Here is a 25,895-nt window from a genome sequence, read left to right as displayed (position 1 = left end):
ACGAAAGGAATCCACTGTGGACACGAGAACCCGCCGGCGACGGCGTGGCCTGCTCGGCGCCGGGGCACTCGCCTCGGTCGCCGCGCTGGCCGTCGTCACCGGCTCCGCGGCGACCACCGCGGACGCCCAGCCGCTCAACCTGTTCCCCGCCCACTGGATCCCGACCGCGACGCCGATCAAGCACGTCGTCGTCATCTTCGGCGAGAACATCGCGTTCGACCACTACTTCGGGACGTACCCGAACGCGGCCAACACCGACGGCACGCCGTTCCAGGCCGCGCACGGCACCCCGAAGGTCAACGGCCTCGACAAGAAACTGCTGACCGACAACCCGAACGCGTACAACCCGAAGCGGCTCACGCACGAGCAGGCGATGACCTGCGACCAGAACCACAACTACGGCGCCGAGCAGGCCGCGTTCAACGGCGGCAAGATGGACAAGTTCGTCGAGAAGACCGAAACGGACAAGTGCACCGGCCAGCCGGTGCTGTTCGGCGAGCCCGGCCTGGTGATGGACTACTACGACGGCAACACCGTCACCGGCATGTGGAACTACGCGCAGCACTACGCGCTGAACGACAACTCGTTCAACACGGTGTTCGGGCCGTCCAGCCCGGGCGCGATCGACCTGATCTCGGGCAACACCCACGGCGTGCAGGCGGTCGACCCCGTCACGCATGAGCCGGTCAGCGACGCCTACGCGGTGCAGTCCCCGGACGCGAACGGCGTCGGCACTATGATCAACGACCCGGACCCGGCGTGGGACGACTGCTCGGGCAAGAACCACACGAGCAAGGACAACCTGGCCACGATGCACGGCCGCAACATCGGTGACCTGCTCAACCAGCGCCGTGTCACGTGGGGCTGGTTCCAGGGCGGCTTCCGCCCGACCGGCACGGCCAACGGCTACGCGGTGTGCGGCCAGACGCACACCAACGTCGGCGGCAACGCGGTCGTCGACTACAGCCCGCACCACGAGCCGTTCCAGTACTACCCGTCGACGGCGAACCCGAAGCACCTCCCGCCGTCGTCGGTGCAGGCGATCGGCCAGACCGACCGCGCCAACCACCAGTACGACATCTCGGACTTCAACGACTCGCTGCAGGCCGGCTCGATGCCCGCCGTGAGCTTCCTGAAGGCCCCCGAGTACCAGGACGGCCACGCGGGTTACTCGGACCCGCTGGACGAGCAGCAGTTCGTGGTGAGCGAGGTCAACAAGATCCAGCAGTCCCCGGACTGGAAGTCGACGGCGATCGTGCTGGCGTACGACGACTCCGACGGCTGGTACGACCACGTGTCTTCGAAGGTCGTCAACGGTTCTCACGACGCTTCGCAGGACCAGGCGATCTGCACGGGCAAGCCGACGACGGTGGGCACGTACGCCGACCGCTGCGGCTACGGCCCGCGGCTGCCGCTGCTGGTGATTTCGCCGTACAGCAAGGTGAACCACGTCGACCACACGCTGACGGACCAGACGTCGGTGCTGAAGTTCATCGAGGACAACTGGTTCGCCGGCCGCATCGGCGACTCGTCGTTCGACGCGCGGGCCGGCTCGATGAACGGGATGTTCGACTTCTGGTGGCCGCGGGCGAAGAAGGTCACCCTCGACCCGAAGACCGGCGCGGTGACGCACAGCTAGAGCCCGAAGCGCCCCAATGTGGCGTTGGTTGCGTCCAACGCACCGAACGCCACATTGGGTGCGCTGGACGCACCGAACGCCACATTGGGGCGCTTGCGTCAGCCGACCGGGTCGAGGTCCCAGGTCAGGGTGACCACGGTGCCGCTCTCGCCGGACGAGATGTCCGCCCGGTCGGCGCTGGCGCGCAGCAGCAGCAACCCGCGGCCGCGCGGGGAAACCGGGCGCGGGTCGACCACCGGTGCCCGCCACTGGCCGTGGTCGGTGATCACCACTTCGATCCGGTCGTCGTGGGCCGTCGCGTCCAGGTCGACCACCCCGGCGCCCGCGCCGCCGTACGCGTGGTCGGCCACGTTCGCCAGTGCTTCGTAGCCGGCCAGCACGATGTCCCTCGCCAGTGCCTCGTCGACGCCCACCGCCAGCACCCACGCCATCAGGTCGTGCCGGAGCCGGCGCAGTGCCTCGGGTACCGCTTCGACGCCGTGGCAGCGGAACGACCCGGCGGGTTCGTGCATCGGGGGTCGCCCTTCTTCCGTGCCGCGGGCCGTCACGTGAGTGCTTCGTCGACCGTCGGGTGGACGCTGATCCACGTGTCGAGGCCGGTCGTCTTGAGCGGGCCGGACGTCACCGGGGAGTCGCTGACCACCCGCAACGCGCTTTCGGCCAGCCGCCGGTGGGCCGAGGCGAGCACCTGCAGCCCCGCGGAGCAGAAGAACGTCACCGACCGCAGGTCCACGACCAGCGTTTCCGGCCCGTCGGCCAGCACCGCGTCGACGACGTCCTCGAACTCCGGCGCGCTGAGCAGGTCGATCTCCCCCGCCACGCCCAGCACCGCCGCCCGGCCCCGCCAAGCGAGCGTGACCGCCAGCTCGGTGGCGGGAAGATCCCGTGATGAAGAGGTCACGGCACTCCATCGTGCCCCACTCCCCGGCAAACGGCTACCGGTGCGGGAGTTGCACCACCGAGACCCAGAACTCGTCGATCTTCCGGACCACCTCGATGAACTTCTCGAAGTCGACCGGCTTGGTGACGTAGGCGTTCGCGTGCAGCTCGTAGCTGCGCAGGATGTCCTCTTCCGCCTCGGACGTGGTGAGCACGACGACGGGGATCGTGCACAGGTCCCCGTCCCGCTTGATCTCGGCGAGCAGCTCGCGGCCGTCCTTGCGGGGCAGGTTGAGGTCGAGCAGGATCAGCCCGGGCCGCGGCGCCGTCCGGAACCGCCCCTCGCGGTGGAGGAACTCGAGCGCCTCGACGCCGTCGGCCGCGACGTGCAGCGCGTTGCGGATCTTGTGGTGCTCGAACGCTTCCCGCGTCATCAGCACGTCGCCGGGGTCGTCCTCGACCAGCAGGATGTCGATCGGGGCAGGCGCCTGCGTCATACTTCCCCATTGTCCTCTCGTGCCGGCAGGGTGAAGCGGAACGTCGTGTCCGCGGCCGCGGTGTCGAGCCAGATCCGGCCGCCGTGGTACTCGACGATCCGGCGGCACAGGGCGAGACCGATGCCCGTGCCCGGGTAGGCGGATCGCGTGTGGAGGCGCTGGAAGAGCGCGAACACCCGTTCGGCGTATTCCGCGTCGATGCCGATCCCGTTGTCCGACACCGTGAACACCCAGTCGTCGCCGTCGCGCTCGGCGGTGACGCGCACTTCCGGCGGGGTCTCGCCCTTGAACTTCAGCGCGTTGCCGATCAAGTTCTGGAACACCGCCGTCATCAGCGCCGGTTCGACGCGCACCTCGGGTAGGTCGACGTGGGTGACCTTGCCGCCGCTCAGGGAGAGCGCGACCTCCAGGTTCGCCAGCGCGTCGTCGACCAGCCGGTCCGCGCCGATCAGCACGTGCTCGCCCGGTTTCCGGCCGACCCGCGAAAACGCCAGCAGGTCGTTGATCAGGATCTGCATCCGCTTCGCGCCGTCGACGGCGTACTCGATGTACTGGTCGCCGCGTTCGTCCAGCAGGCCCTGGTAGCGCCGCTGGAGCAGCTGGCAGAAGCTGGCGACCTTCCGCAGCGGCTCCTGCAGGTCGTGCGAAGCGACGTAGGCGAACTGCTCGAGGTCGGCGTTGGACCGCTCCAGCTCGCGCGTGCGCCGGTCGAGCATCGCGTGCGCGCGCTCCAGCTCGGCGACCTCGTCGAGGATGCGCTGCCGCATGGCTTCGACGTCGGCGCCGAGCTGCGCGATCTCCCGCGGCCCGCTGCCGTGCACCGGGCGGTGGATGTCCCGGTCGGCGACCTGCCGGACTTCGTCGGCCAGGCCGAGGATCGGCCGGGTGATGATCCGCCGCAGCCCGAAGGACAGCGCCGCGAACAGCACCACGAGCAGCACGGCGATGGCGACGAGCATCGCGTTCAGCAGGCTCGCCGCGGCGTCGAGCTCGGCGCGCCCGGTGTCGCGGACCGCGGCCAGGTGACCGAGCTGGGTGTCGAGCGCCGTGCGCACCGCGGTGAACAGCTCCCGGCCGCGCTCGACCTGCGCCGGGGTCACCGGCGGCGCGCCGGGGGCGATGGTCGGCGCGGCCGCGGCCTGCCACGCCGTGACCGCACGGACCACGGCGTCGAGGTCGTCGCCGAGCTCGGTGCCCGGGGCCGCGCCGGCCTGCCGCAGCTGGGTCACGGCGACGGCCTCCGCCCGGACGCCGTCGGTGTAGGGCTCGAGGAACTCCGGCTGACGGCCGAGCTGGTAGCCGCGGACACCGGTCTCCTGGTCCAGCAGCGCGGTCGACAGCTGGAGGGCGGCCAGCCGCTGCGGCCCGATCACGTCGAGCAGGCGGTTGCGGGCGTCGGTGAGGTTGTTCAGCGCGATCCCGCCGCCGATCAGCGCGGCGAGGAGCAACGCCGTCTCGGCGACGGCGAGGAGGGTCAGCCAGCGGCCGATCGACCAGCCGCGTGCTTCAGCGGGCATCGGGCGGGCTCCCCGGGTCGTGGCTCAGCAGGGCGAGGGCGACGTCGTCGTCGAGCGGGCCGGCGTTGAACCGCTCGGCGCGGGCGATCAGCTCGTCGAGCAGGTCCGTGCCGTCGAGCCCGCCGCGGCGCCGGATGTCGAGCACGAGCTCGGCCATCCGCTCGTGACCCAGCCGCTCGGACCCGGCGCCGACCCGGCCCTCGAAGACGCCGTCGGTGTAGAGCAGCAGCGACCAGCCGGGCTCCAGCGTGACGTCGAGGGCGTCCCACTTGGCGCCCTCGACGATGCCGAGCGGGACGCCGAGGCGTTCGCCGGAGAGCAGGTGCCCGTCGCCGGGGGTGAGCAGCAGGGGCGGCAGGTGGCCGGCCAGCGACAGCCGCAGTGACCGCCGGTCGGGCGCGACGACGACCATGCAGACCGTGGCGAACAGCGGCTCGATCCGCTCGTGCACCAGCACCCGCTCGACCATGCTCAGCACGTCGGCCATCGGCAGGCCGGCCATCACGAGCGAGCGCCAGGCGATCCGGAGCGCGACGCCGAGCGCGGCCTCGTCCGGGCCGTGGCCGCAGACGTCGCCGATCATCATGTGCACGCTGCCGTCGGCGAGCTCGATGGCGTCGTAGAAGTCGCCGCCGAGCAGGGAGCCGTTGCGGCCGGGCCGGTAGCGGGCGGCCAGGTCGAGGTGGGAGTCGCGCAGCAGCGGGCTGGGCAGCAGGCCGCGTTCGAGCCGCGCGTTCTCCCGCGCGAGCAGCTGCTGCTGCAGGAACTGCTGCTCGACCTGCTCGGCGCGCTTGCGCTCGCGGGCGAAACGCAGGGCCTTCACCAGCAGCGGGCCGTCGACCTGGTCCTTGACGAGGTAGTCCTGCGCGCCGGCGGCGACCGCGGCGACGCCGGTGGCCTGGTCGTGCCCGCCGGTCAGGACCACGATCGCGACGCCGGGCGCGTGCTGGCCGAGCTTCGTCAGCCCGCTGAGACCCATCGCGTCGGGCAGTTGCAGGTCGAGCACGACGCAGTCGGCGGTGAGCGGGCCGGTCAGCGCGGCGGCGAGCGTTTCGACGCGTTCGAGCGAGAACGGGACGGACGTGTCCGCCAGCATCTCCTCGACCAGCAGCGCGTCGCCGTCGTCGTCCTCGACCAGCAGCACCCGCAAGCGGGTGCCGGGATCCCACGATGAGTCGGCGGTCACCGGCTTCTCCCGTTCGGCTGCCCTCGGCCAGCACATCCAGACGATCAACCCTAGCGGCACCGGCGGCGGCCGCCTACGGCCGCGGAACCGGTCTCACCGGGGTAGCGTTTTATAGCACCCCGGTGTGACACCTGGTGGGTAACAGTTCGGTGCACGGCCGTGCCGGATCGGCGTGTTCCCGGCCTACGCTCCGGCCATGCCCGCGCCCCGCGCCGCTTTCGCCTGGTGGGGCGCGACGGCGTGCTGGTTCCTCGGAACTTTGCTGGGCGGGCGCCGCACCCCGGTGGAGGCGGCCGTTCCGCCGCCGGTCGCCGTACTCGCGTACGTCGTTTGCGCCGGGTTGTGGGCGCTCCTCGTCTACGGCGTGTACCGCGGGGTGAAAGGGACCCGGACCGCGCTGGCGATCGTGGGTGCGCTCGGCATCGTGGACTTGGTGGTGCAGCTGGTCGGCGACGTCGTGACACGCGCCTACGGCCACGGCGCGTTCTTCCTGGCGGCACTGGTCCTTTCGGGCGCGGGGTTCGTCCTGCTGTTCAAGCCCTCGTGAGTGTTTAGGACGGTTCTAACCGACCTAAACACTCACGAGGCGGGCGGCGAGGAACTCTTGCTCCACGGCGTTGTCGCTGAGCTCCAGAGCCGCCCGGTACGCCTCCGCCGCCTCCGCGTCGCGGCCCAGGCGGTGCAGCAGGTCCGCCTTCGTCGCGGGCAAGTAGCGGTAGCCCGCCAGCCTGCCGTCCGACTCGAGCCGGGCGACCTCGGCCAGCGCCGCCGCCGGACCGTCCACCATGGACAGTGCCACCGCGCGGTTGAGCGCCACCACCGGGGACGGCCACAGGCCGAGCAGCACGTCGTAGAGGGTCAGGATCTGCGGCCAGTCCGTCTCGGCGTAGCTCGGCGCCTGCGCGTGCAGCGCCGCGATCGCGGCCTGGACGCTGAACCGGCCGGGCGGCCCGGACTTCAGCGCCTCGACGACGAGCCCCTCGGCCTCCGCGATCAGCTCGGCGTCCCAGCGGGCGCGGTCCTGGTCCTCGAGCCGCAGCAAGCGCCCGGCCGCGTCGGTCCGGGTCCGCAGGCGGGCCTGGTGGACCAGCAGCAACGCCAGCAGCCCGGCGACCTCGGTGTCGGACGGCAGCAGGGCACGCAGCATCCGCGCGAGGTCGAGGGCCCGCGCGGTCAGCTCGGCGCGGACCAGGTCGGTGCCGGTGGGTGCGGTGTGCCCGGCCGAAAACAGCAGGTGGACGACGGTCAGCACGACCGACACCCGCGCGGGCAGGTCGGCGGCGGCCGGGACCGCGTACGGGATGCTCGCGGCCGCGATCTTCTTCTTCGCCCGCGTGATCCGGGCGGCCATCGTCGGCTCCGGCACCAGGAACGCGTGCGCGATGTCGGCGGTCGCGACGCCGCACACCAGCCGCAGCGTCAGCGCGATCTGGGCCTCCTGCGCCAGCGCCGGGTGGCAGCAGGTGAAGACGAGCCGCAGCCGGTCGTCCGGGATCGGGCCGGCCGGCTCCGGTGGTTCGGCGGCCTCGGGCTCGACCAGCAGCGGGAGCTTGCGCCGCAGCACCTCCCGGTGCCGGACGCCGTTGAGCGCGGTCCGGCGCGCGACCGTGGTCAGCCACGCGCCGGGCCGGTCAGGGACGCCGTCGCGTGCCCAGCGCTCCAGCGCCTGCAGGTACGCGTCCTGCACGGCCTCTTCGGCCTCGTCGAGGTCGCGGCTGACCCGCACCGTCGCGGCGAGCACGTAGGCCCACTCGCGACGGTGCGCCTCGGCGACGGCGTCCGCGGCGGAGGTCAGTCCGGCACCACCTGGAAGTCGATCAGCGGCCGGACCTCGACGCCGCCGTCGACGACCGGCGTCAGCTTCGCGCAGGCGAGCGCGTGGTCGAGGTCGCGAGCCTCCAGCAGGTACACCCCGGCCAGCACCTCCTTGGTCTCCACGAACGGCCCGTCGGTGACGAGGTCGCCGCGGATGGCGGTGGCCGTTTCGTTCGGCTGCAGGGCCAGGCCCGCGGTCACCTTGCCGCCCTTCGAGGCGATCAGCTCCGGCAGCCCCAGGTGCCGGTCCATGATCTCCTTCGGCAGCTCCTCGGGCGGCACCCGCTCGTAGATCAGCACCGCGTACTGCGCCATGGCCGTTCCTCTCGTCGTGGTCCTTTCCTACTCCGTCACGCGAGGGGCGGCGAAATCGACAACTCAGAACAACGGGCGCCCGGAATTCTTCGCGGCGACGTAGGCGTGCCAGTCGGTGGTGACCTGGTCGGCGTAGCTCGTCGCGAAGGCCCGGGTCTCGGCCTGCAGCCCGGGCACCGACGTGATCGCGCCGTCGATGGCGGCGTCCGCGGAATACGCGAGCCCGGTGCCGGGGATGTCCTGGTCGGCGCGGGAGTGCGCGGCGGCGAGCAGGCGGCCGACGTCGCGGACGGTGTCGTCCCAGATCGCCGTCGACGTCAGATCGCCGATCTCCAGGTCTTCGGCGAACGGCGACTTCTCCTTGACGAGCACCGGCGTGCTCCCGACGCTGGCCCAGCCGGCGAGCGGGTCGGACCGGTTGGCGAGCCACCGCAGGGCCAGCGCCGGGCGCTGCCCGCCGGTCAGCGCCGTGGCGTTCGGCGCGAGCTGCTTCGGCGCCGGGTCGACCTCCTGCTTGAGCTCCAGGATCCGGTCGTCGGACGCAGCCGTCGTGTCGCCCTCGACCAGCGCGTACCAGCGGAACCGGCCGAGGCTGCCGGTGCCCGCGCCGGTCCGCCGCCGCACGTCCTTCACGACGGCTTCGGACGTCTTGAGCGGCTGGCCCGCGGTCGTCCGGTAGGCGGCGACGGCGTCGGCGATCTGCGTCCGGGTCGCCGCCGAAACGGTCTGCAGCTCGGGGTCGCTCTTGAAGTGCCCGCCGGTGGTCCACTTCGCGACGAGGTCCGCGCGCTTGTCCCCCGCGGAAGCGTCGATCAGGTCGCCGACGAGGTCCGAGGTGTTGCTCGCGGTCAGCCGCCAGCTCGCTTCGTCGTCCGTGCCGTGGAACTTCCCGATCCACTGCGCGTACTCGGCGACGAACGTGTCGACGTCGGTCGCGATCCGGCTCGCGCTGCGGCCGTTCGCGCGTCCGGCGAGCACGATCGAGACGGCTTCGCGGCGCACCTCCCACGTCCACGACCCGCGCCAGGCGTCGTCGGTGTCGTTGAGCGCGAACTGCTCTTCGTTGTCGGCCCCGCGGTCGGCGCCGGTGTTCTCGAGGTGGGCGTCGCCGGTCAGCCAGACGTCGCCGCCCGCGGTGGCGTACGCGGACTTCGGCAGTTCGCCGAGGTCGCGGTAGTAGAGCGGTGAAGTCCCGCGGAAGAACGCCCACGCGCTCGACGCGAGCGCCTGCGTCCGCAGCGTCAGCTCGTCGTCGGTCGCGCCGCCGTTCAGCGTGTGCAGCGCGTGGTCCCGGTCGTAGACCACCGCCACCGGGTCACGGGCGAGCCCGGCCGCCTCCCCGGGCGCGGCGGTGGCGAGCAGCGTGACTACGACCAGGGTCCCCACAGTGGTTCGGCGCATCCGACCAGAGTTACCCGGCCGAGGTGAATCGCGGTCAGCGAACGGCCAAAGTGACGGCGAACGTGTTGCCGTCACTTTGGAACAGCGAACTCAGGTACGCCGTGAACGTCCCGCAGCCGGTCAGCGCCGGGATCGCGTAGCCGCCGGTGACGGGACCACCGGTGGCGAGCGCGAACCCGGCGCCGGTGCGCAGGTCGACCGGGATCGGCGCGCTCGCCCGGCACCCCGCGTCGGCGACCGGCAGGCCGAAGAGCGTCACCTGCGGCAGCGTCAGCGCCAGCTTCGCATGCGCGACGAAGCCGTCGCCGGCGAGTTCGCCGGTCTGCGGGCCGTCCGGGCTGAACTGCAGGTCGGCTGTCCCGGGCACGAACCCGAAGACCTTGAACTCCGCCCGCGCCCGGTCGAACGCCGGGCTGAACCCGGTGAACGAGCCGGTGAGCGGCGCGGTCGCTCCCAGCGTCTTCAGCGTCGTGGCGCCGGTCACGCCGTAGTCGCGGGAGGAGCCCAGGTCGAACGACAGCAGCACCGGGTCCTGGCCGGCGTCGAGCGTGCAGTCCGAGGTGAACGAGCCCAGCCCGGTGAACGAGCCGTCGGCCTTCTTCGGCGTCAGGCGCGTGCTGAAGCCGCCGATCGTCAGCGCTGTCTTGCCCCCGTTCGGCAGCCGCACCGGCGGGACCGAGCCGGACGCGTTCGTGGTGAACGGGCCCGACGACGGCACCGCCGTCTTCGCCACCGTCAGCGGCAGGGCCAGCGGCAGCGTCAGCGGGCCGTTGGTCAGCGTCACCCCTGCGGACGCCGTCCCTTCGATGCTCGCCGCGCCGACCAGGGCCAGGCCGCGGGTGGACTTGTCGGGCACGGTCACCGAGACCGCGAGGTCCGCCGTCGTGAACGTGCCGCCCGGCGCGGACGGCACCTCGAACGACGCCTTGATCTCCACGTCCAGCTTCTGCAGCCCGATCAGCGGGAACGGGCAGGTGTAGCTCAGCTTCTTCGTGATCGGCGTCGACGCGTGCGCGGGCACGGCCGCGAGCGGCAGCACCAGGCAGGCGAGAGCCGCCGCGAGCAGCGACCGGGCGTTCGGCACGGGATTTCCTTTCGGGGCATGGCACCGGCCCCCGCCGCGGCGCGACGGGGGCCGGCAGTCCGGGTCACTTCTTGGCGAGCACCAGGTCCAGCGAGTTGCCGTCGCTCTTGGCGAACGCGCTGATGTAGTCGTTGAACGCACCGCAGTTCTGCAGCGCGGACAGCGAGTAGGTGCCCGACAGCTTCCCGCCCTTGAGCAGGTCGAAGTCGGCGCCGGTGGTCATCTCGCTGGTCGACGGCGAGACCGTGCCGCACTTCGGGTCGGTGCTGATCGGGAAGCCGAACAGGTTGACCGTGGTGAGGAACGTGTCGAACTTGATGTGCGCCTTGAACCCGGTGCCCACGAGCTCACCGGTCTGCGGGCCGTTCTGCACGACCTTGACGTCCGAGCTGCCCGGCAGGAAGCCGAGGAGCTTGAACTCGGTGTGCGTCGGGTCCAGCTTCAGGTCGCCGACGAAGGTCTTGGCCGACAGGTTCACGTCGGCGTCGAACGAACCCTTGATCGGCGCGGTGCTGCCGAGCGACTTCAGCGCGGTCTGGCCGGTGATGCCGAAGGAGTACTTGATGCCACCGCCCGGCGGGGTCGTGGTGGGCGGGGTGGTCACCGGCGGCGTGGTCGTCGGCGGCGTGGTCACCGGCGGGGTCGTGGTCGGCGGGGTCGTGCCGCCACCGCCCGCGATGGTGATCGTGGCCAGCGTGTTGTTCTGGCCGGTGTCCTGCGTGCAGGGCGCGTCGATGGTGCCGTCCGGCGTGATGCCGGTGACCGAGCCGTCGGCCTTGCGCGGGGTGACCTTGAGCTGCAGGTCCCCGACGGTGATCTTCGCCTGGCCGGGCTGGGTGAACGTCAGCGACGGCGTCTTGCCCGACGCGTTGATGTTCAGCTCACCCGACGCCGGGATGTTCGTCTTGTCCAGCGTGATCGGGACGTTGACCGGCAGGTTGAGGCTCGGCGCGGCGACGGTCGCGGCCGCCGTCGCGGTGCCCTCGATCGTCGTGGCACCGATCAGGCTGAGGCCGGCGACGGTGTCCGCGTTGATCGTGGACACGGCCTTGATGTCGAAGGCGCCGGTCGGCTGGCCGGTGTTGACGGTGGTCGGCAGATCGGTGTTGATCACCACCTTCAGCGACTGCGAACCCACCAGCGGGAGCGTGCAGTGGTAGTTCAGCGTCAGCGAGATCGGGTCGGCGGCACTGGTCTGCGCCCCGACGAGCAGAGCGGTGGCGACGAGCCCCACCGCGCCCGCGGCCGCGGCGGCCGCGACCGTCTTCTTCTTGCCTCTTGGGTGAGTCACGATGGTCCTTCCGTGTATCAACAGTGATACGAAACGGCACGCGTTTTCCCCGGAAATCGCTACCGGACAGTAAGCTAACGAGCGCAGATGGCGGCAATCAAGAGCTTTTGGTGAAAACGCCACGCCGCACCGGCAAATTGTCACACCGGCACGCCACGGGACCCGGGTTCCTAGCAACCCCAGGAAGGTTTCCCCAGCACAGCGCGTTCGCCGAACCGCTGACGCGCGTGACAAATTCCCTTCGCGCAATGTTGACGCACGTGCCAACCGGCCATTCTCTCCTTGCTCGCGCACAACCGCGCCGCGTAGCTTCGAAACCCATGAAAAGAATGCACAGCGCGGTGCTCGCAATGGCGGCGGCCGCACTTCTGTCGTGCGCTGCCTGCGGCTCCGACGCCCCGGCCGATCCGGGCCGGCACGCCGACCCGGCGGCGCTCGCGTGGGTCGACAAGGTGTGCACCGGGGTGGCCGCGGGGTCGGCGAAGCTGGCCCAGCCGCCCGCCGTCGACAACGCCGACCCGGTGAAGACCCGGGACGCGATGGTCGACTTCCTCGCGCGCCTCGGCTCCGCCCTCGACGACATGGCGGGCGGCATCCGCGGGGCGGGCGTCCCGCCCGTCCCGGATGGACAGTCCGCAGTGGACAAAGCCACCGGCAACCTGACCCAGACCAGGACCAAGGTCGGCGAGACGAAGACCAAGATGGAGCAGGCGAAGGTCACCGACGACGCCAGCCTGCGGAAGGTCATCTCCGAAGCCGACGCCACGATGGGGCAGCTCGCCGACCCCGAGGGCCCGATCAAGGACCTCAAGGCGAACCCCGAGCTGGACCTGGCCTTCAGCGAATCCGCGACCTGCAAGCGCGTCTACGGGAGCGGCGCGTGACCGCCCGCCGCGTGCTCGCCGTCTTCCTGGCGCTGGCGCTCGCCGGCGTGTTCGCGCCCGCGGCTTCGGCGGCGCCGTCGGCCGGCCCCTTCGACGACTCGTTCTACACGCCGCCGTCCCCGCTGCCCCAGGGCAAGCCGGGCGACGTCATCCGCTGGCGCCCGTCGAACGCGGGCCCGCGCCAGGCATCGGTCGACGCGTGGCAGGTGATGTACCTGTCGACGAACGCGCTCGGGCAGCCCGACGCGGTCACCGGCACCGTGCTGGTGCCGAAGACCGCGAACCGGGCCACCGCCCCGATCGTCTCGTTCGACCCGGGCACGCACGGGCCCGCGTTCGCCTGCACGCCGTCGAAGATGATCGACATCGGCGCGTTCTACGAGCAGCCGGGCCTCGACGACCTGCTCGACGCGGGGTACGCCGTCACCGTCCCGGACTACGAGGGCTACCAGAGCACGCCGAAGACGACCTACGTCGTGGGCCGCTCCGAAGGCCCGGCGGTGATCGACGGCGTGCGCGCGGCCCAGCGGCTCACCGCGGCCGGGCTGTCCCCGACGGCGAAGGTCGTGTTCCGCGGCTACTCCCAGGGCGGCGGTGCCGCGGCGTGGGCCGGGGAGCTGCAGCCGGCCTACGCGCCGGAGCTGAACCTGGTCGGGATCGCGGCCGGCGGCGTGCCCGCGGACCTGGTCCAGGTGACGCTGCAGCTGGACGGGAAGTTCGGGTTCGGCGTGTTCGCCTACGCCTTGGCGGGGCTCGACCAGGCTTATCCCGAACTGCAGCTCGATTCCTTCCTCAGCGACAACGGCCGGGCGAAGCTCGCCGAAATGAAGCAGAGCGCGTGCACGTTCGAGCTGCTCACGACGTACGCGAACCAGAAGATCGCGGACTACACGACCGGCCCCGGCTACATCAAGCCGGCGTGGGTGGCGCGGCTGAACGAGAACAAGCTCGGCGGCACCCCGCCGAAGGTGCCGGTGTTCCAGTACCACGGCACCGGCGACCAGCTGGTGCAGTTCGCGCAGGCCGACGCGCTGCACAAGGCGTACTGCGCGGCCGGCGTGGCGGAGACGTGGAAGACCTACGACACCGACCACATCACGCTGGTCTACACCGGCAACGCCGACGTGCTGGCCTTCGTCAAGGACCGGATCGCCGGGAAGCCGGCGAGCTCGAACTGCTGATCAGCGGTTCCGCCCGCCGTGCGGGCGCTGCTGCTGCCACGAGCTGATCACCGAGCTGACGTACTCGCGCCACTGGTCCTGCTGGTCCGGCGGCGGCGCCGTCGTCGCGGGACCCGCGGGCTTGCGGCCCGCGCCGGCGGGCGCGCTCGGCTTCTTGGCCGGGGAGTCGTGCACCTCCGCGGTGAGCGGGGGCGGCGCCGCGGACGCGCTCATCGTCTCCACCGCCTCGCTGGAGGTCGGCGGCGGGACGGCGGCGGAGGCACCGGGCGGCGGCACGGCCGTCCCGCCGACCTGGTGCGGCTGGAACAGCACGACGGCGGCCAGCCCGAGCGCGACGACCCCGCCCGCGGCGAGGATGAACGGCTTCGTGCGGCGCGAGGTGTCCGCGGGCGGCGCGTCCAGCGGGCGCTCGTCCCCGGGCTCCGGCGCCGCCAGCTCGGCGTCGAGGATGGCGAGCGGATCGGGCTTGGGCTCGGGTGCGGGCTCTTCGGCGAGCTTCGCGTCGAGTTCGCCGCGGATCACCAGCGGTCTCGTCTGCGAGAGGTCCACCAGCTCGGCGACCGAGGGCAGCTCGCTCCCCTCGCCCTTGCGTGCCATCGAAAGACCTCCACCCTGTCGGCGTCACCTGGAGGAACCATGCCCGAGCCGCGAGAGCTGCTCCGTTTCGCCGTCGTCGGCTCGGCCGCGTACGGGGTCACCCTACTGGGCGACTACAGCCTGAAGCTCACCGTGTTCCGGGAGAAGCCGGTGACGGCGCTCGCGATCGCCACGATCGCCTCGACGGCGTTCGCGTACCTGCTGTCGCGGCGCTGGTCGTTCGCGGACCGGGGCGGACACCGGCGGCTGCGCGAGGCGACGCTGTTCTTCGTGGTCAACGCGGGTGCGGTGGCCGTGAACCTGGTGCCGCCGCTGGTGTCGCGGTACGTGCTGCTGCTGTCCGTCCCGCACGTCGGCTTCGTGGCCCAGGAGATCGCGGACTTCGTGGCGGGCATGGTGCTGGGCACGGCGGCCGGCACGGCGTTCCGCTGGTACGGCTACCGGCGGTGGGTGTTCCCGCGGTCAACGCCACCAATTGGCGTCCCCCAAGCCGGTGAACCCGAGCTTGTCGTAGAGCGGCTTCCCGGCCCGGGCGGCGGTCAGCGTGACGGGGCGGTCCTCGAAGTGCCGTAGGACGGCGTGCATGAGCGCCCGCCCGACGCCCTTCGAGCGGTGTTCCGGCAGCGTGGTGACCCAGTAGGCGCCGCCGACCCCGCCGTGCTCCATGGTGAGGCAGGCGCCACGGCCCGGGTCGGCGAAGAAGGCGGGCCCCGGCTCGGTCAGCAGGCTCCGCGGGAAGACGTCGTCGGCGTCGTCACCCTGGTACTCCTCGAGCGGAAACCCGCCGACAACGATGTCGACAGCGGCAGCGAGCGCGTCGGCGCTCCGGACCCGCACGACCCCGGCCGGCTCGGGCGCGGGAGCCGGTTCCCGCACCATGACCGGCAACTGCCCGGCGGCCATCCCGACGTGCCGGAGGTCGAGCACCCGGAAGGGATCCTCGACGACGACGGTCCGCCCTTCGGCTCGTTTCTCGCGGGCGAGTTCGGTCAGTTCGCGGGTGGTGGCGGCGTCGGGGTCACCGGTGCGGAGCATGACCCGGTACCGGCGCCCGTCGATGGCGGTGAAGCCGGGCCGGTCGAGGACGCGGTCGCCCCGGGCGCGGGCGAGTGCGGTCCACATCGCGACGGCGTTCTCGCTGGCTTGGTGCAGCCGCTCGGTGAGCAATCCGGTCATGGTGCCGAGCTTATGGTGGGATTGGCCCTGCCCCCAGTGCCAATCCGAGCGTGCCGGACCAGTCCACTCGGGCCTCCCGCGGCCCTCCGCCGTTCGCGCCGTCCGATCTTGCCGGGCCTCGCCAGATGTCTTGAATGACTCATTCATGTCGCCGGATGTCTTGAATGAGTCATTCACGACATGCACCGCGCCACCGACCCCGGCCGGTTCGATCTTGCCGGGTGCCTTGAATGACTCATTCATGTCGTCAGACGACATGAAGTGAGTCATTCACGTCATCTGCGCCGGCGGGCCGAGCGGGTCGGGGGCCGGGACAGGCCGTGCACACCGGGGCAGGCAGGGCAGGCCGGGCGCGTCGAGGCTGGACCGGCGTGGGCCCGGCGGGCCTGCGCGGGCCCGGCGGGCGGGCGCGCGCCGAGGCTGGACGGGCGCGGGCCAGGCGAGCGGGATCCGGTCAGGCGGGAGGGCGGGCGCGGGTCAGGCGGGAGGGCGGGCGCGGGTCCGGCAGGGTCAGTCGCGGCCCGGGAGGGCGCGCTCGGCCAGCAATGCCAGCTCCAGCCTCAGCCGCTCGGACGGGTCGTCCAGCCTCTCGCCGAACAGTTCCGACAGCTTCTTCAGCCGGGCCCGGATCGTCTGCGGGTGCAGGTCGAGCAGCCGGCCCAGCTCCGGCGCACTCCCCCGGGTCTGGACCAGCGCCAGCAACGTCTCCGCCAGCTGCTCCCGGCGCCGCCCGGACAGGCCCGACAGCGGCTCCAGCGTCGTCTCCGCCAGCTGTGCCACCAGGAACTCGTCCGCCAGCAGGAGCAGCGTCGTCACGTGGTCGCGGCACCAGACCACCGGGCCCGGCGCGTCCAGCATTCCGCGCGCCGCCAGGTCGACCGCGCGGCGGGCCACCCGGAACGACTCCGGGGCCGATGCGAGCGGGACCAGCGGGCCCACCGCCGCCGTCCAGCCGGCCGGGAGGGCCGAGAGGCCCGCCAGGTCCGTGTCCGGGGCCGGGGTCAGCGCCGCCGGCGGGTCGCCCGACGGGTCGGCCGGGACGTGCTCGGGCAGCAGGCCCGGCGGGAACTCCGGGGCGCCCGGCAGCGCGCGGAACGCGACCGCGGCCACGCGCGAAGGCACCGGGAGACCGGACGCGGCGACCAGACCGTCCACTTCGGCCGGTGTGCGGCCGCCGAGGAGGGCGCGCAGGACGCGGCGGTGGCGTTCGCCGGTGCCGGACACCGCCGCTTCCGCCGCGCTGTAACCCTCCGCGACCGCCGCCATCGACGTCTCGACGTCCGCGAACATGCCCTCGGCCGCGCCGTACAGGACGTCGCCGGACAGGCCCGCTTCCCGTGCGATGTCGGCGATCCACCGCCACGTCACCCGGCTCGACACGCGCACCGCCGCCTGCACCGACTCGCGGCTCAGGCCATTGTGGAACGCCGCGCGCCCGTGGCCGCGGAATTCGGCGAGCCGGTCGGCCTGCCACATCGCGGGGGTGCCGACGCGGTCGACGTCGCGCTCGATCCCGCGCCGCGCCTGCTCCATGGCGGACACGCGGGTCGGGCCGACGGCGAAAGTCCTTGAATATTCAGGAACCTCGGTGGCGATGGCGTCGATGCAGGCGCGGGCGATCTCCGGGATCCGCGGTCGCACGGCGTCACCGAGTTCGTGCGGCAGCCGGGACCACACCGAGCCGTCCGACGCAGCGGGAACGCGCATGGGGAATTCAGTCCTCCACTGGGAATTGACACCGCAGAAATAACCCCGCCACCCGACACGGAGCGTAGAACGCGCACCCGTCCGTGTCAAAAGTGCGGGGGCGCGTCACCCTTTCAGGGAACCAGTCGTTGATTATTCCGTCACGCACCGGTCGGATACGCTCAGCCGACACCGGACTCGAAGGGGGATTGGTGGTCGAGTACCGCAGCTTCCGCCTGCTGGCCTCGCTGCCACGCGCGCTCGGCGCGGGCCTGCGCCCGCACGTCGGGCACGCCGCGGCCGCGATGATCCAGGAGGTCCAGCGCACGGTCCCGGCCTACGGCCAGCCGCTCAAGGGCGTCTTCGGGAAAGTCCTGGTCAAGAGCGTCGAGTTCGCCGTGCAGCACTGCATCGACTCGATGGGCGAGCCGAACCTGTCCCACGAGCACTGGCTCGACTTCTACCGCGGCCGCGGCCGGATCGAGTTCGCCGAAGGCCGCAACCTCGACGCGTTGCAGGACAGCGCCACGATCGGGGCGAGGGTGGCCTGGCGGGCGATGCACCCCGGCGTCGTCGCCGCGGGTGTCGACCCGGCCGTCATCTCGGTCGCGGCGGAGGCCATCTTCGCCTACGTCGACGAGCTGTGCGCCACCGCGATCGAGGGGTACCAGGAGGCGCAGGCCAAGGCCGAAGGCGCCGTCCCGGTCCGGCGGCGACGGCTGCTGGAGCTGATCGTCCAGGCCCCGGAAGGCGCCACGAGCAGCATCGCGGAGCTGGCCGGCGGCGCGGGCTGGCCGCTGCCGGAGACCGCGGCGATGGTCGCCCTCGAACGCGGCCCCGACGCGGCCGACTTCCCCGCCGACCTGCTCGGCGACGGCGTCCTGGCCGCCCTCGACGGTCCCGAGCCGCACCTGCTGACGCGCGATCCGGACTCCGACCTGACGCCGCTGGAGGCCAAGCTCGACGGCTGGCGCGCGGCCGTCTCGCCGACGGTCCCGCTGGCCGACGCCCCGGCCGCCCTGCGCACGGCCCGTCGGGCGCTGTCGCTGTCCGGCCCGGACGTCCCCGGCCCGATCATCTGGTGCCGCGACCACCTGGCCACGCTCTGGCTGCTCGCCGAGGACTTCCTGGCCGCCGAATTGGCTCGCCAGAGCCTCGACCCGTTCGCCTCGCTCAGCGAAAAGCAGCGCGACCGGCTCGGCGAGACGCTGCTGGCCTGGCTGGAGACCCGCGGCGGCGCGCCCGAGATCGCCCAGCGCCTCGGCGTGCACCCGCAGACGGTCCGCAACCGGCTGCGCCAGCTGGAGGAACTGTTCGGCGACCGCCTCAAGGACGCGGACGACCGCCTGGGGATGCAACTGGCACTGCGCGCGCAACGCCTGATGCGGGCACACCGGCCCCCGGAGAACTGACGAGCGCCCCACCCAAGCGGCTCGCAGGTGCGCCGGCCCGGGGGTGCGCAGGCCGACGCAGTGCGCGGTCCAGCGCGCGCACCGGCATCGGCAGCACCCGCCGCCAGCGGCGTCCAGGGCGGCGCCGGGGCAGCCCGGGGGCGAAATGAATACTCGCGCGGCAGGACATCAGCGCGTCCGGTGCGTCATTGCGACCATGCCTCCGAGAATTACCCGGATACCAGCGGAATGTCGATACACTTTCCCCGTATGTCCATAAAACCCGCACGCGCGGGCACCTTTCCGCAAAACTTCTTGTCATGCTCGACGCGGTTTCCGCCGGAGTGGTGTTCACCACACGGGAGCGAGTAGTCGGATGCCCTATTTTCCGAGTTCGCGAGAAAGGCCGCCGATGACACTCGAAACCCACGACCTCACCCTGCACGGCCGTCGCGTCCGGCTGCACGAGCACCGGCCCGGTACGGGCGACGGCGACGAAGCGATCGTGCTGCTGCACGGGATCGCGGGCAGCGCCGAAACCTGGGCACCGGTGCTGCGGCGCTGGACCGGCTGCCGCGTGCTCGCCCCCGACCTCCCGGGGCACGGGGGATCCGACGCGCCGCGCACGGATTACGGCCTCGGCGCGATGGCGAGCATCGTCCGGGACGTGCTCGCGGTGTCCGGGGTGCGGCACGCGACCGTCGTCGGGCACTCGCTCGGCGGGGGCATCGCGATGCAGTTCGCCTACCAGTTCCCGGAAATGTGCGACCGCCTCGTCCTGGTCGCCAGTGCGGGCCTCGGCCCCGAGGTGAGCCCGGTGCTGCGGGCGACCGCGCTGCCGGGCGCACGGCTCGCCGTGGCGCTGGCGGTGAACCGGTGGACGCTCGCGGCCGCCCGCGCCGCGGCCCGGCCAGCACGGCGGCTCGAAAGATCGGTGAAACCTGAAACACGGGAACTGGCCCGGCATTTCGGCTCGCTGGCCGACCCCGGGCGGCGGCGCGCGTTCCTCGCCATCGCCCGGAGCCTGATCGACCTGCGCGGCCAGCGCGCGAGTGCCGTGGAGAAGCTCTACCTCGCCGAATCGGTGCCGATGCTGCTGGTCTGGGGCGCCCGCGACCCGCTGATCCCGGCGGCGCACGGACGCCGGACCGCGGCACTGCTGCCGGACAGCCGCTTGACGGTGCTGGAAAACGTGAAACACTTTCCGCACGTGGCCGACCCGGACGGGTTCTGCCTGCTGCTGAACGAGTTCGTCTCGGGCACCACGCCCGCGCGCCTGACGCTCGACGACGTCGTCGCCCGCCTCATGGCCGGCTGAGCCACCCGAAACGGCTGCCGGAAAAGTTGTCACCCGCGCACCATCGGCCCGCGGCGGAAGTGTCACCTCCCCTCGCGCCAGTCCACCCGTTCGGGTGTAGTCCGGACGGGTTACCCCGAAGTCAGCGGAGAACCCGTTGACAGTGCCGTTCGCGCGAAATTATGTTGCCTGAGCCACAAAAATCGGATCGGCTTCGACGACGAAGAGGCCGATTTTGTTGCCAGCAAGGATAAAACACATGACCGACGTGGACACCGGGTACGCCGGCCCCGCCCTGCGGGCGAACCGGCCCCACCCCGGCGAACGCTCTTCCGGACCGGCTCACCGGCAGCAGTCCGTGTCGGCCGACCGGCCCCGGCCCGCCTACCCACCCGTCCCCCGGACACCGGCGGACCCCCAGCACGGGCGCGTTTCCGGCGCCATCGGGCTGTGGGCTTCGCTGCCCCGCGAGCTGGCCGTGCGGTTCAAGCCGCGGGTCGACCCGCTCGCCCGCGCCATCCTGCAGGAGGTGCAGCGGGCGGTGCCCGAGTACCGCCAGCCGCTCGAAGGCGCGTTCGGGCACATCATCACGCAGGGTGTGCGGCAATCGATCATCCAGTGCCTCGACAGTGTCGGCACCCCCGGTGCCGTCCCGCTCGAAACGTGGACGACCGTGTTCCGCAACCTCGGCAAGATCGAGTTCAACGAAGGCCGCAGCCTCGACTGCCTGCAGACCGCGTACCGGGTCGGCGGGCGGGTCGCGTGGCGGCACATCTCGGAGTTCGGGCAGGCCGCCGGCCTCGCCGCGGACACCCTGTGCACGAGCGCCGAGGCCATCTTCGCCTACGTCGACGAGATCTCCGCGCTGTCGATCGAGGGCTACACCGCGGCCCAGACGCGAGCCGCCGGCACCCGGGCCCGCCGCCGGAGACGGCTGCTCGACCTGCTGCTCGCCGACCCGCCGTCCGCACCGCAGACCATCACCGCGCAGGCCGCCACGGCGCAGTGGCCGCTGCCGGCCGAGGTCACCGTCGTCGCCCTCGAACCCCGCGCCGACCAGCACAGCCTCGCCGCGCCGGACCTGCACTCCGACGTCCTCGTCGATCTCGAGGGCAGCGAGCCGTGCCTGGTCACCGGCGACCCGGCGAAGCACCTGACCAACCTTTCCGAGCGGCTGCGCGGCTGGCGCGCGGTGGTCGGCCCGACCGTGCGGCTCACCGACGCGCCGCGGTCGCTGCTCTGGGCGCGCCGGACGTTGAAGCTCGTCCAGCGCGGCGTGCTGCCGGACGCGCCGGTGACGCGCTGCACCGATCACCTGTCCACGCTGTGGCTGCTCGCCGACGAGTTCCTGGTCCGCGAGCTGTGTTCGCGCAGCCTGGAGCCGTTCAAGGACCTCACCCCGAAGCAGCGGGCGCGCCTCGGCGAGACGCTGCTGATCTGGCTGCAGTCCCGCGGCAGCGCACCCGAGATCGCGAAGAAGCTCAAGGTGCACCCGCAGACCGTGCGGTACCGCATGCACCAGCTGATCGACCTGTTCGGCGACCGGCTGAACAACGCCGACGACCGGCTCGACATGGAGATCGCCCTGCGCGCGGAGGCTCTCCTCGGTTCCTGACCACAATGAGGTGGGCGCATGACGGGACCTCCCGTCGAAACGACGTACGGGCCGATGCTCGGCGGCGACGGACGGCCGGGCCGGTTGTGGGCCCTGCTCCCCCGTGAGCTGGCCGCGGTGTTCCGGCCGCGGATGCTGGACGTCGCCGACGAGGTGCTGCGCGAGATCCAGCGGACCATCCCGGACTACGCGCGGCCGCTCGACGGCGCGTTCGGCAAGGCGCTGCGGGCCGGCGTGCAGGCGGCGATCCTGCAGTTCATCGACCGGATCGCCGCGTCCGGCCCGGCACCGGACGACCGGCGGAAGCTGTTCGTCGGGCTCGGCGTGCACGAGCTCGCGCAGGGCCGCAACCTCGACGTCCTGCAGGCGGCCTACCGGGTCGGCGCGCGGGTGACGTGGCGGCGGATGGCGGAGGTCGGGACGCGCGCCGGCGTGCCCTCGGCGACCCTGTGCCTGCTGGCCGAGGCGATCTTCGCCTACATCGACGAGCTGTCCGCGTTGTCGATCGAAGGCCACGCGGCGGCGCAGGCGCGCGCGGCGGGCGCGCTGGAACGGCGCCGGCGACGGCTGCTGGACCTGCTGCTGGCGGACCCGCCGTCGCCGTCGCGGACGGTCCAGGAAGCCGCGGCGGCGGCGGAATGGCCGCTGCCGCACCGGCTCGTCGCGGTGGCGCTCGACGAGGCCGCCGACGTCAGCGGCCTGGACGCGCTGGAGGACTTCGAAGACGGGACGCCGCGGCTGCTGCTGGCCGCGCCCGAGGACCGCGACGCGCTGACGGCCGCGCTGGCCGGGCACCGTGCCGCGGTCGGGCCGCCGGTGCCGCCGCGCCAGGCGGGCCGGTCACTGGCGACGGCGCAGGAAGCCCTGCGCCTGGCGGCCGCGGACGTCCTCCCGGACGAGCCGCTGACCTGGTGCGAAGACCACCTCGCGACGCTGTGGCTGCGCAAGGAGCCGTTCCTCGCCACGGAGGTGTGCCGCCGCCGGCTGGCCCCGCTGACCGCGTTGACGCCGAAGCAGTACAACCGCCTGGCGGACACGCTGCTCGCGTGGCTGGAGACGTGCGGCAACGTCCGCGAGGTCGCCGACCGCCTGGCGATCCACCCGCAGACGGTCCGTGCCCGGGCCCAGGAGCTGGAAACCCTGTTCGCGGACCACCTCCGCAACCCGGACGACCGCTTCGAGATGATCCTCGCCCTCCGCGCGACCTTGACGTAGCCGGCCCGTCGCCGGTAAGCGAGGCAGGCCGTTCTCCGACGCGCAGGCCACGGTCGAGATCGCGTGGCGGGATGCGCCGACGGTCTTCGGTCCGTGGCAGACGATCCGGACGTGGCATCGCCGGACGGCCGGCGACGCCGTCTTCACCGTGCGCGCATACGCCACGAGAGACAGCCTGGAACCGGCCGCTCAGTGCGCAGATTTTCGCCGTTCACACGACGAAACCGCAGCTCACCAGCCAGCACCCTACCCAAGATCAGCGATCTTGAGCCAAAGTCGGATAAGGTGACGGAATGGTCATGCGGGTGGCGGTTCCCGTGCTGCCGTGCCGAGATGTGCAGGCAGCGCGGTCGTACTTCACGGACACGCTCGGATTCGACACCATATTCACCTGGGAGACCCCACCCAGCTACGCGGCCGTGATCCGCGACACCGCCGAGTTCCACCTGTACGCCGAAAGCAGCGTCGGCCCGGCCAGGGTGACGGTTGTCGTCGACGACGTCGATTCCTGCCACGACGAGCTGCGCGCCCGCGGCGCCGACATCGTCGAGCCACTGGCTGACCGGCCCTACGGGATGCGCGACTTCAACGTACGGACACCCGATGGGCACTTGTTGATCTTCAGTCAGCCGCTTACCGAGTACGGGTGACCATCAGCGGACCAGCCGGAAGAATGACCGGACCTCGTCGACGAACAACGCCGGCTGCTCGAACGCCGCGAAGTGGCCGCCCTTGCCGAGCTCGTTCCAGTACCGGATGTTCGGGAACCGGCGCGCCGGCCGACCGGAGATCCATTCGTTGACCTGCCGGAGGCTTTCCCAGTACAGCCGGGCGGATGTGGCGCCGGTGCCGGGCAGCCGGTAGAGCATCAGGTTGTCGAGCAGCCCATCCCGGGCAATAACCCGATGCAGGTCGCCACCGGAGTCGGTCCACGACCAGAACTTCTCGACGATCCAGGCGCAGTGGGCGGCCGGCGAGTCGACCAGCCCGTAGCCGACCGTCTGCGGCCGGGTCGACTGCTGCGCCGAGTATCCGCCAGCCCCATTCGTCCGCCTCCCCCCGTGTCGCGAGCGCCGCCCGCTCGGCACCGGTGAGGTCGTCCAACGTGGCCGGATCGGGCGGTGCGAGCGGCGGCATGAGATGGCTGCCGGCGACCCGATCGGGTTGCCGTTGACCGATGCTCGTGGCGATGCTGGTGCCCCAGTCGCTGCCCTGGGCGCCGAACCGCCGGTAGCCGAGCCGGGCCATCAGCTCGCACCACGCGTCGGATATCCGCTCGATCCCCCACCCGGCGCGGCCGGCTTGTCGCTGAAGCCGTAACCGGGAAGCGATGGGCAGACCCCTGGAACCGGCCGCTTAGTGCGCAGATTTTCGCCGTTCACACGACGAAACCGCAGCTCAACAGCCAGCACCCTACCCAAGATCAGCGATCTTGAGCCAAGTCAGGAGTTCTGGCTACTCGCTACGACGAGCTCGCCGTCGTCTGCCGACCGGCGGACGTCCCGTCGCCGGTTCAGGCCGCGGCGCGCTCGGCGAGGGGGCGGCGGCGCAGGTCCGGGTCGTGCACGGCGGGCGGCTGGTAGTTCTGGTCGAGCGCGCCCACGTTCGTGCCCGGCGGCACGATTTCGTCGATGCGGTCGAGGACGTCGTCGGTGAGCCGGACGTCGAGGCCGGCCAGGAGGTCGTCGAGCTGGGGCATGGTCCGCGGGCCGAGCAGCGCGCTGGTGACGCCGGGGTGGGCGATGACGAAGGCCATCGCGAGGTGGGTCATCGGCAGGCCCGCCTCGGCGGCCAGCGGAACGAGCTGCTCGACGACGTCGAGCCGGCGTTCGTCGCTGAGGTGCTTGAGCAGGTGGGCCCGGCGCAGGTCGTTCCGCTCGCCCTTGCGGACGCGCCCGGTGAGCAGGCCCTGGCCGAGCGGGCCCCAGATCAGCGTGCCCATGCCGAAGCGCTGGGCCAGCGGCAGCACTTCGCGTTCGACGCCGCGGTTGAGGAGCGAGTAGGCCGCCTGCTCGGCGCGGAACCGTGCCAGGCCGCGCCGTTCGGCGACCCACTGGGCCTCGACGAGGTCGGACGCGAGGCTCTGGGACGTGCCGATCGCGCGGACCTTGCCGGCGCGGAGCAGGTCGGTCAGCGCGGAAAGCGTTTCCTCGACGTCCGTCGTGGGATCGGCGCGGTGCAGCTGGTAGAGGTCGATGTGGTCGACCTGCAAGCGCCGCAACGAGTTCTCGACGGCGGTGACGATCCAGCGGCGGGACGCGCCTTGGTGGTGCGGGTCGTCGCCGGCCTGGCGGCCGAACTTGGTGGCGAGCACGACTTCGTCGCGGCGGCCCCGCAACGCTTTGCCGACGACCTCTTCGGAGTCGCCGTAGGCGTCGGCGGTGTCGATGAAGTTGATGCCCGCGTCCAGTGCCCGGTGGATCATGCGGGCGGAGTCGTCCGGGTCGGGGTTGCCGAAGGACGTCGCGAACATCATCGCGCCGAGCGCGTACGGGCTGACCTTGATCCCGGTCCGGCCGAGGGTGCGGTACTGCATGGGTTCTCTTCCCGTCGAGGTGCCGGCCGGCGCGGATGCCGTACGCTGGCCGTAAGTGGAAAGCTATTCCGGAACTATACGGAAAGGCTTTCCGGTTACGCAACCGAGAGGGGCGAAGTGACCCAGGAGACCCGGCGTCGGCGTGCCGACGCCCAGCGCAACGTCGAGGCCCTGGTCGAGGCGGCGCGGACGGTTTTCGCCACCTCCGGCGTGGACGCCCCGGCCAAGGAGATCACCGACCTCGCCGGAGTCGGCGTCGGCACGCTGTACCGGCACTTCCCGCAGCGCTCGGACCTGGTGAAGGCCGTCGTGCGGACCGGGATCGACGCCGTCGCCGACGCCGGCCCGGAGCTGAGCGCCGCCCACCCGCCGGAGCGGGCGCTTTCGCTCTGGATCGACCGGTTCGTCGAGCTCCTCGGCACCAAACGCGGGCTCGCCTCGGCCCTGCACTCGGGCGATCCGGCGTTCGAGGGGCTGCCCGGCTACTTCATGGAACGGCTGGGTCCCACGCTCACCGCCCTGCTCGACGCGGCGGCCGCCGACGGCGCGATCCGCGGCGACCTCGGCGCCGAGGACCTCCTGTACACGATCGCGTTGTTGTGCCAGCCCGTACCCGGCCGCGAGCCGGGGCACGGCAGGCGCATGGTCGCCGTCCTCGTCGACGGTCTCCGCTACGGCGCCTGAGCCCGTCTC

26 protein-coding genes are annotated in these 25,895 nt (G+C 71.8%); 11 read left to right on the top strand and 15 right to left on the bottom strand.

The genetic code is table 11. The features are described 5' to 3' along the window. Positions 1–16: 16 nt before the first annotated feature. The gene (locus tag SD460_RS15520; protein WP_290056651.1) at positions 17–1,639 is read left to right on the top strand and encodes a phospholipase C; all 1,623 of its coding nucleotides are present in this window, start codon (positions 17–19) and stop codon (positions 1,637–1,639) included. Positions 1,640–1,737: 98 nt separating this feature from the next. Here SD460_RS15520 and SD460_RS15515 read toward each other — a convergent pair whose 3' ends face one another. Genes SD460_RS15515 through SD460_RS15495 form a run of 5 tightly spaced genes read right to left on the bottom strand, consistent with a single transcriptional unit; the run spans position 1,738 to position 5,754 of the window. Then, on the bottom strand, positions 1,738–2,151 hold the full coding sequence (locus tag SD460_RS15515) for an ATP-binding protein (RefSeq protein WP_290057808.1): 414 nt from the start codon (positions 2,149–2,151) through the stop codon (positions 1,738–1,740). Positions 2,152–2,183: 32 nt separating this feature from the next. After that, positions 2,184–2,540 carry an STAS domain-containing protein gene (locus SD460_RS15510; RefSeq protein ID WP_290057809.1) on the bottom strand — a complete coding sequence of 119 codons (357 nt, stop codon included), beginning with the start codon at positions 2,538–2,540 and terminating at the stop codon, positions 2,184–2,186. A 34-nt stretch (positions 2,541–2,574) separates the two neighbouring features. After that, positions 2,575–3,015 carry a response regulator gene (locus tag SD460_RS15505; protein WP_290057810.1) on the bottom strand — a complete coding sequence of 147 codons (441 nt, stop codon included), beginning with the start codon at positions 3,013–3,015 and terminating at the stop codon, positions 2,575–2,577. Then, positions 3,012–4,532 (bottom strand): sensor histidine kinase, encoded by a 1,521-nt coding sequence (locus tag SD460_RS15500; protein WP_318306285.1) that lies wholly within the window; start codon positions 4,530–4,532, stop codon positions 3,012–3,014. The genes SD460_RS15505 and SD460_RS15500 overlap by 4 nt, the downstream gene beginning before the upstream one ends. Beyond that, positions 4,522–5,754, bottom strand: coding sequence for a PP2C family protein-serine/threonine phosphatase (locus tag SD460_RS15495; protein WP_438860643.1), 1,233 nt, complete (start codon positions 5,752–5,754; stop codon positions 4,522–4,524). Before SD460_RS15495 ends, SD460_RS15500 begins: the two co-directional genes overlap by 11 nt. A gap of 160 nt (positions 5,755–5,914) precedes the next feature. On the opposite strand from SD460_RS15495, the gene SD460_RS15490 reads away from it, so the two are divergent. Further along, complete coding sequence (locus SD460_RS15490) at positions 5,915–6,265, top strand: hypothetical protein (protein WP_290057814.1); 351 nt, start codon at positions 5,915–5,917, stop codon at positions 6,263–6,265. Between the two features lie 24 nt (positions 6,266–6,289). Here the strand turns inward: SD460_RS15490 and SD460_RS15485 are convergent, their stop codons facing one another. From SD460_RS15485 to SD460_RS15465, 5 genes are all read right to left on the bottom strand, one after another. After that, the gene (locus tag SD460_RS15485) at positions 6,290–7,459 is read right to left on the bottom strand and encodes an RNA polymerase sigma factor (protein ID WP_318306284.1); all 1,170 of its coding nucleotides are present in this window, start codon (positions 7,457–7,459) and stop codon (positions 6,290–6,292) included. 50 nt (positions 7,460–7,509) lie between these two features. After that, positions 7,510–7,848: a YciI family protein gene (locus SD460_RS15480; protein WP_318306283.1), complete on the bottom strand. Its 339-nt coding sequence runs from the start codon at positions 7,846–7,848 to the stop codon at positions 7,510–7,512. Between the two features lie 63 nt (positions 7,849–7,911). Continuing rightward, on the bottom strand, positions 7,912–9,249 hold the full coding sequence (locus SD460_RS15475) for a DUF2252 domain-containing protein (RefSeq protein WP_318306282.1): 1,338 nt from the start codon (positions 9,247–9,249) through the stop codon (positions 7,912–7,914). Positions 9,250–9,283: 34 nt separating this feature from the next. Next, entirely contained in the window at positions 9,284–10,333 is a 1,050-nt protein-coding gene (locus tag SD460_RS15470) for a DUF6801 domain-containing protein (RefSeq protein ID WP_290057819.1), read from the bottom strand. A 64-nt stretch (positions 10,334–10,397) separates the two neighbouring features. Continuing rightward, positions 10,398–11,624 carry a DUF6801 domain-containing protein gene (locus SD460_RS15465; protein ID WP_290057820.1) on the bottom strand — a complete coding sequence of 409 codons (1,227 nt, stop codon included), beginning with the start codon at positions 11,622–11,624 and terminating at the stop codon, positions 10,398–10,400. A 320-nt stretch (positions 11,625–11,944) separates the two neighbouring features. On the opposite strand from SD460_RS15465, the gene SD460_RS15460 reads away from it, so the two are divergent. Together SD460_RS15460 and SD460_RS15455 are read left to right on the top strand one after the other, a co-directional pair. Next, positions 11,945–12,508, top strand: a complete 564-nt coding sequence (locus tag SD460_RS15460; protein ID WP_290057821.1) for a hypothetical protein — start codon at positions 11,945–11,947, stop codon at positions 12,506–12,508. After that, positions 12,505–13,689 (top strand): lipase family protein, encoded by a 1,185-nt coding sequence (locus SD460_RS15455; protein ID WP_290057822.1) that lies wholly within the window; start codon positions 12,505–12,507, stop codon positions 13,687–13,689. The genes SD460_RS15460 and SD460_RS15455 overlap by 4 nt, the downstream gene beginning before the upstream one ends. On the opposite strand, the gene SD460_RS15450 is transcribed toward SD460_RS15455, so the two are convergent. After that, entirely contained in the window at positions 13,690–14,286 is a 597-nt protein-coding gene (locus SD460_RS15450) for a hypothetical protein (protein ID WP_290057824.1), read from the bottom strand. A gap of 39 nt (positions 14,287–14,325) precedes the next feature. Here SD460_RS15450 and SD460_RS15445 point away from each other — a divergent pair, with 39 nt between their 5' ends. Beyond that, a complete protein-coding gene (locus SD460_RS15445; protein ID WP_290057826.1) occupies positions 14,326–14,859 on the top strand; it encodes a GtrA family protein in 534 nt (177 codons plus the stop codon). On the opposite strand, the gene SD460_RS15440 is transcribed toward SD460_RS15445, so the two are convergent. Then, the gene (locus tag SD460_RS15440) at positions 14,749–15,462 is read right to left on the bottom strand and encodes a GNAT family N-acetyltransferase (protein WP_290057827.1); all 714 of its coding nucleotides are present in this window, start codon (positions 15,460–15,462) and stop codon (positions 14,749–14,751) included. The genes SD460_RS15445 and SD460_RS15440 overlap by 111 nt on opposite strands. A 510-nt stretch (positions 15,463–15,972) precedes the next feature. After that, positions 15,973–17,169, bottom strand: coding sequence for a PucR-like N-terminal domain-containing protein (locus tag SD460_RS15435; protein ID WP_318306281.1), 1,197 nt, complete (start codon positions 17,167–17,169; stop codon positions 15,973–15,975). A 188-nt stretch (positions 17,170–17,357) separates the two neighbouring features. Here SD460_RS15435 and SD460_RS15430 point away from each other — a divergent pair, with 188 nt between their 5' ends. From SD460_RS15430 to SD460_RS15410, 5 genes are all read left to right on the top strand, one after another. Beyond that, positions 17,358–18,560, top strand: a complete 1,203-nt coding sequence (locus SD460_RS15430; RefSeq protein WP_438860644.1) for a PucR family transcriptional regulator — start codon at positions 17,358–17,360, stop codon at positions 18,558–18,560. A 391-nt stretch (positions 18,561–18,951) separates the two neighbouring features. Next, positions 18,952–19,857 (top strand): alpha/beta fold hydrolase, encoded by a 906-nt coding sequence (locus tag SD460_RS15425; RefSeq protein WP_290057832.1) that lies wholly within the window; start codon positions 18,952–18,954, stop codon positions 19,855–19,857. A 238-nt stretch (positions 19,858–20,095) separates the two neighbouring features. Then, the gene (locus SD460_RS15420) at positions 20,096–21,451 is read left to right on the top strand and encodes a PucR-like N-terminal domain-containing protein (RefSeq protein WP_290057833.1); all 1,356 of its coding nucleotides are present in this window, start codon (positions 20,096–20,098) and stop codon (positions 21,449–21,451) included. 18 nt (positions 21,452–21,469) lie between these two features. Continuing rightward, positions 21,470–22,666, top strand: coding sequence for a PucR family transcriptional regulator (locus SD460_RS15415; protein WP_318306280.1), 1,197 nt, complete (start codon positions 21,470–21,472; stop codon positions 22,664–22,666). A gap of 293 nt (positions 22,667–22,959) precedes the next feature. After that, the gene (locus SD460_RS15410; RefSeq protein WP_290057837.1) at positions 22,960–23,316 is read left to right on the top strand and encodes a VOC family protein; all 357 of its coding nucleotides are present in this window, start codon (positions 22,960–22,962) and stop codon (positions 23,314–23,316) included. A 3-nt stretch (positions 23,317–23,319) separates the two neighbouring features. On the opposite strand, the gene SD460_RS15405 is transcribed toward SD460_RS15410, so the two are convergent. Beyond that, positions 23,320–23,754, bottom strand: coding sequence for an alpha/beta fold hydrolase (locus SD460_RS15405; RefSeq protein ID WP_290057838.1), 435 nt, complete (start codon positions 23,752–23,754; stop codon positions 23,320–23,322). A gap of 425 nt (positions 23,755–24,179) precedes the next feature. Then, the gene (locus SD460_RS15400; RefSeq protein ID WP_290057839.1) at positions 24,180–25,202 is read right to left on the bottom strand and encodes an aldo/keto reductase; all 1,023 of its coding nucleotides are present in this window, start codon (positions 25,200–25,202) and stop codon (positions 24,180–24,182) included. A gap of 117 nt (positions 25,203–25,319) precedes the next feature. Between SD460_RS15400 and SD460_RS15395 the strand changes: the two genes are divergently transcribed. After that, the gene (locus SD460_RS15395) at positions 25,320–25,886 is read left to right on the top strand and encodes a TetR/AcrR family transcriptional regulator (protein ID WP_290057840.1); all 567 of its coding nucleotides are present in this window, start codon (positions 25,320–25,322) and stop codon (positions 25,884–25,886) included. Positions 25,887–25,895: the final 9 nt, after the last annotated feature.

The organism is Amycolatopsis solani, assembly GCF_033441515.1.
GTDB classification, from domain to species: domain Bacteria; phylum Actinomycetota; class Actinomycetes; order Mycobacteriales; family Pseudonocardiaceae; genus Amycolatopsis; species Amycolatopsis solani.
Note: the sequence above shows the minus strand (reverse complement) of the source record. Positions and strands in the feature narration are given on the sequence as shown.

Excerpts from the sequence above, each read along its gene's own strand:
- SD460_RS15505 (WP_290057810.1), bottom strand. The coding sequence starts at position 3,015 with ATGACGCAGGCGCCTGCCCCGATCGACATCCTGCTGGTCGAGGACGAC.
- SD460_RS15425 (WP_290057832.1), top strand. The coding sequence starts at position 18,952 with ATGACACTCGAAACCCACGACCTCACCCTGCACGGCCGTCGCGTCCGG.
- SD460_RS15420 (WP_290057833.1), top strand. The coding sequence starts at position 20,096 with ATGACCGACGTGGACACCGGGTACGCCGGCCCCGCCCTGCGGGCGAAC.
- SD460_RS15415 (WP_318306280.1), top strand. The coding sequence starts at position 21,470 with ATGACGGGACCTCCCGTCGAAACGACGTACGGGCCGATGCTCGGCGGC.
- SD460_RS15435 (WP_318306281.1), bottom strand. The coding sequence starts at position 17,169 with ATGCGCGTTCCCGCTGCGTCGGACGGCTCGGTGTGGTCCCGGCTGCCG.
- SD460_RS15490 (WP_290057814.1), top strand. The coding sequence starts at position 5,915 with ATGCCCGCGCCCCGCGCCGCTTTCGCCTGGTGGGGCGCGACGGCGTGC.
- SD460_RS15400 (WP_290057839.1), bottom strand. The coding sequence starts at position 25,202 with ATGCAGTACCGCACCCTCGGCCGGACCGGGATCAAGGTCAGCCCGTAC.
- SD460_RS15460 (WP_290057821.1), top strand. The coding sequence starts at position 11,945 with ATGAAAAGAATGCACAGCGCGGTGCTCGCAATGGCGGCGGCCGCACTT.
- SD460_RS15410 (WP_290057837.1), top strand. The coding sequence starts at position 22,960 with ATGGTCATGCGGGTGGCGGTTCCCGTGCTGCCGTGCCGAGATGTGCAG.
- SD460_RS15500 (WP_318306285.1), bottom strand. The coding sequence starts at position 4,532 with ATGCCCGCTGAAGCACGCGGCTGGTCGATCGGCCGCTGGCTGACCCTC.
- SD460_RS15450 (WP_290057824.1), bottom strand. The coding sequence starts at position 14,286 with ATGGCACGCAAGGGCGAGGGGAGCGAGCTGCCCTCGGTCGCCGAGCTG.
- SD460_RS15440 (WP_290057827.1), bottom strand. The coding sequence starts at position 15,462 with ATGACCGGATTGCTCACCGAGCGGCTGCACCAAGCCAGCGAGAACGCC.
- SD460_RS15445 (WP_290057826.1), top strand. The coding sequence starts at position 14,326 with ATGCCCGAGCCGCGAGAGCTGCTCCGTTTCGCCGTCGTCGGCTCGGCC.
- SD460_RS15515 (WP_290057808.1), bottom strand. The coding sequence starts at position 2,151 with ATGCACGAACCCGCCGGGTCGTTCCGCTGCCACGGCGTCGAAGCGGTA.
- SD460_RS15495 (WP_438860643.1), bottom strand. The coding sequence starts at position 5,754 with ATGTGCTGGCCGAGGGCAGCCGAACGGGAGAAGCCGGTGACCGCCGAC.
- SD460_RS15480 (WP_318306283.1), bottom strand. The coding sequence starts at position 7,848 with ATGGCGCAGTACGCGGTGCTGATCTACGAGCGGGTGCCGCCCGAGGAG.
- SD460_RS15475 (WP_318306282.1), bottom strand. The coding sequence starts at position 9,249 with ATGCGCCGAACCACTGTGGGGACCCTGGTCGTAGTCACGCTGCTCGCC.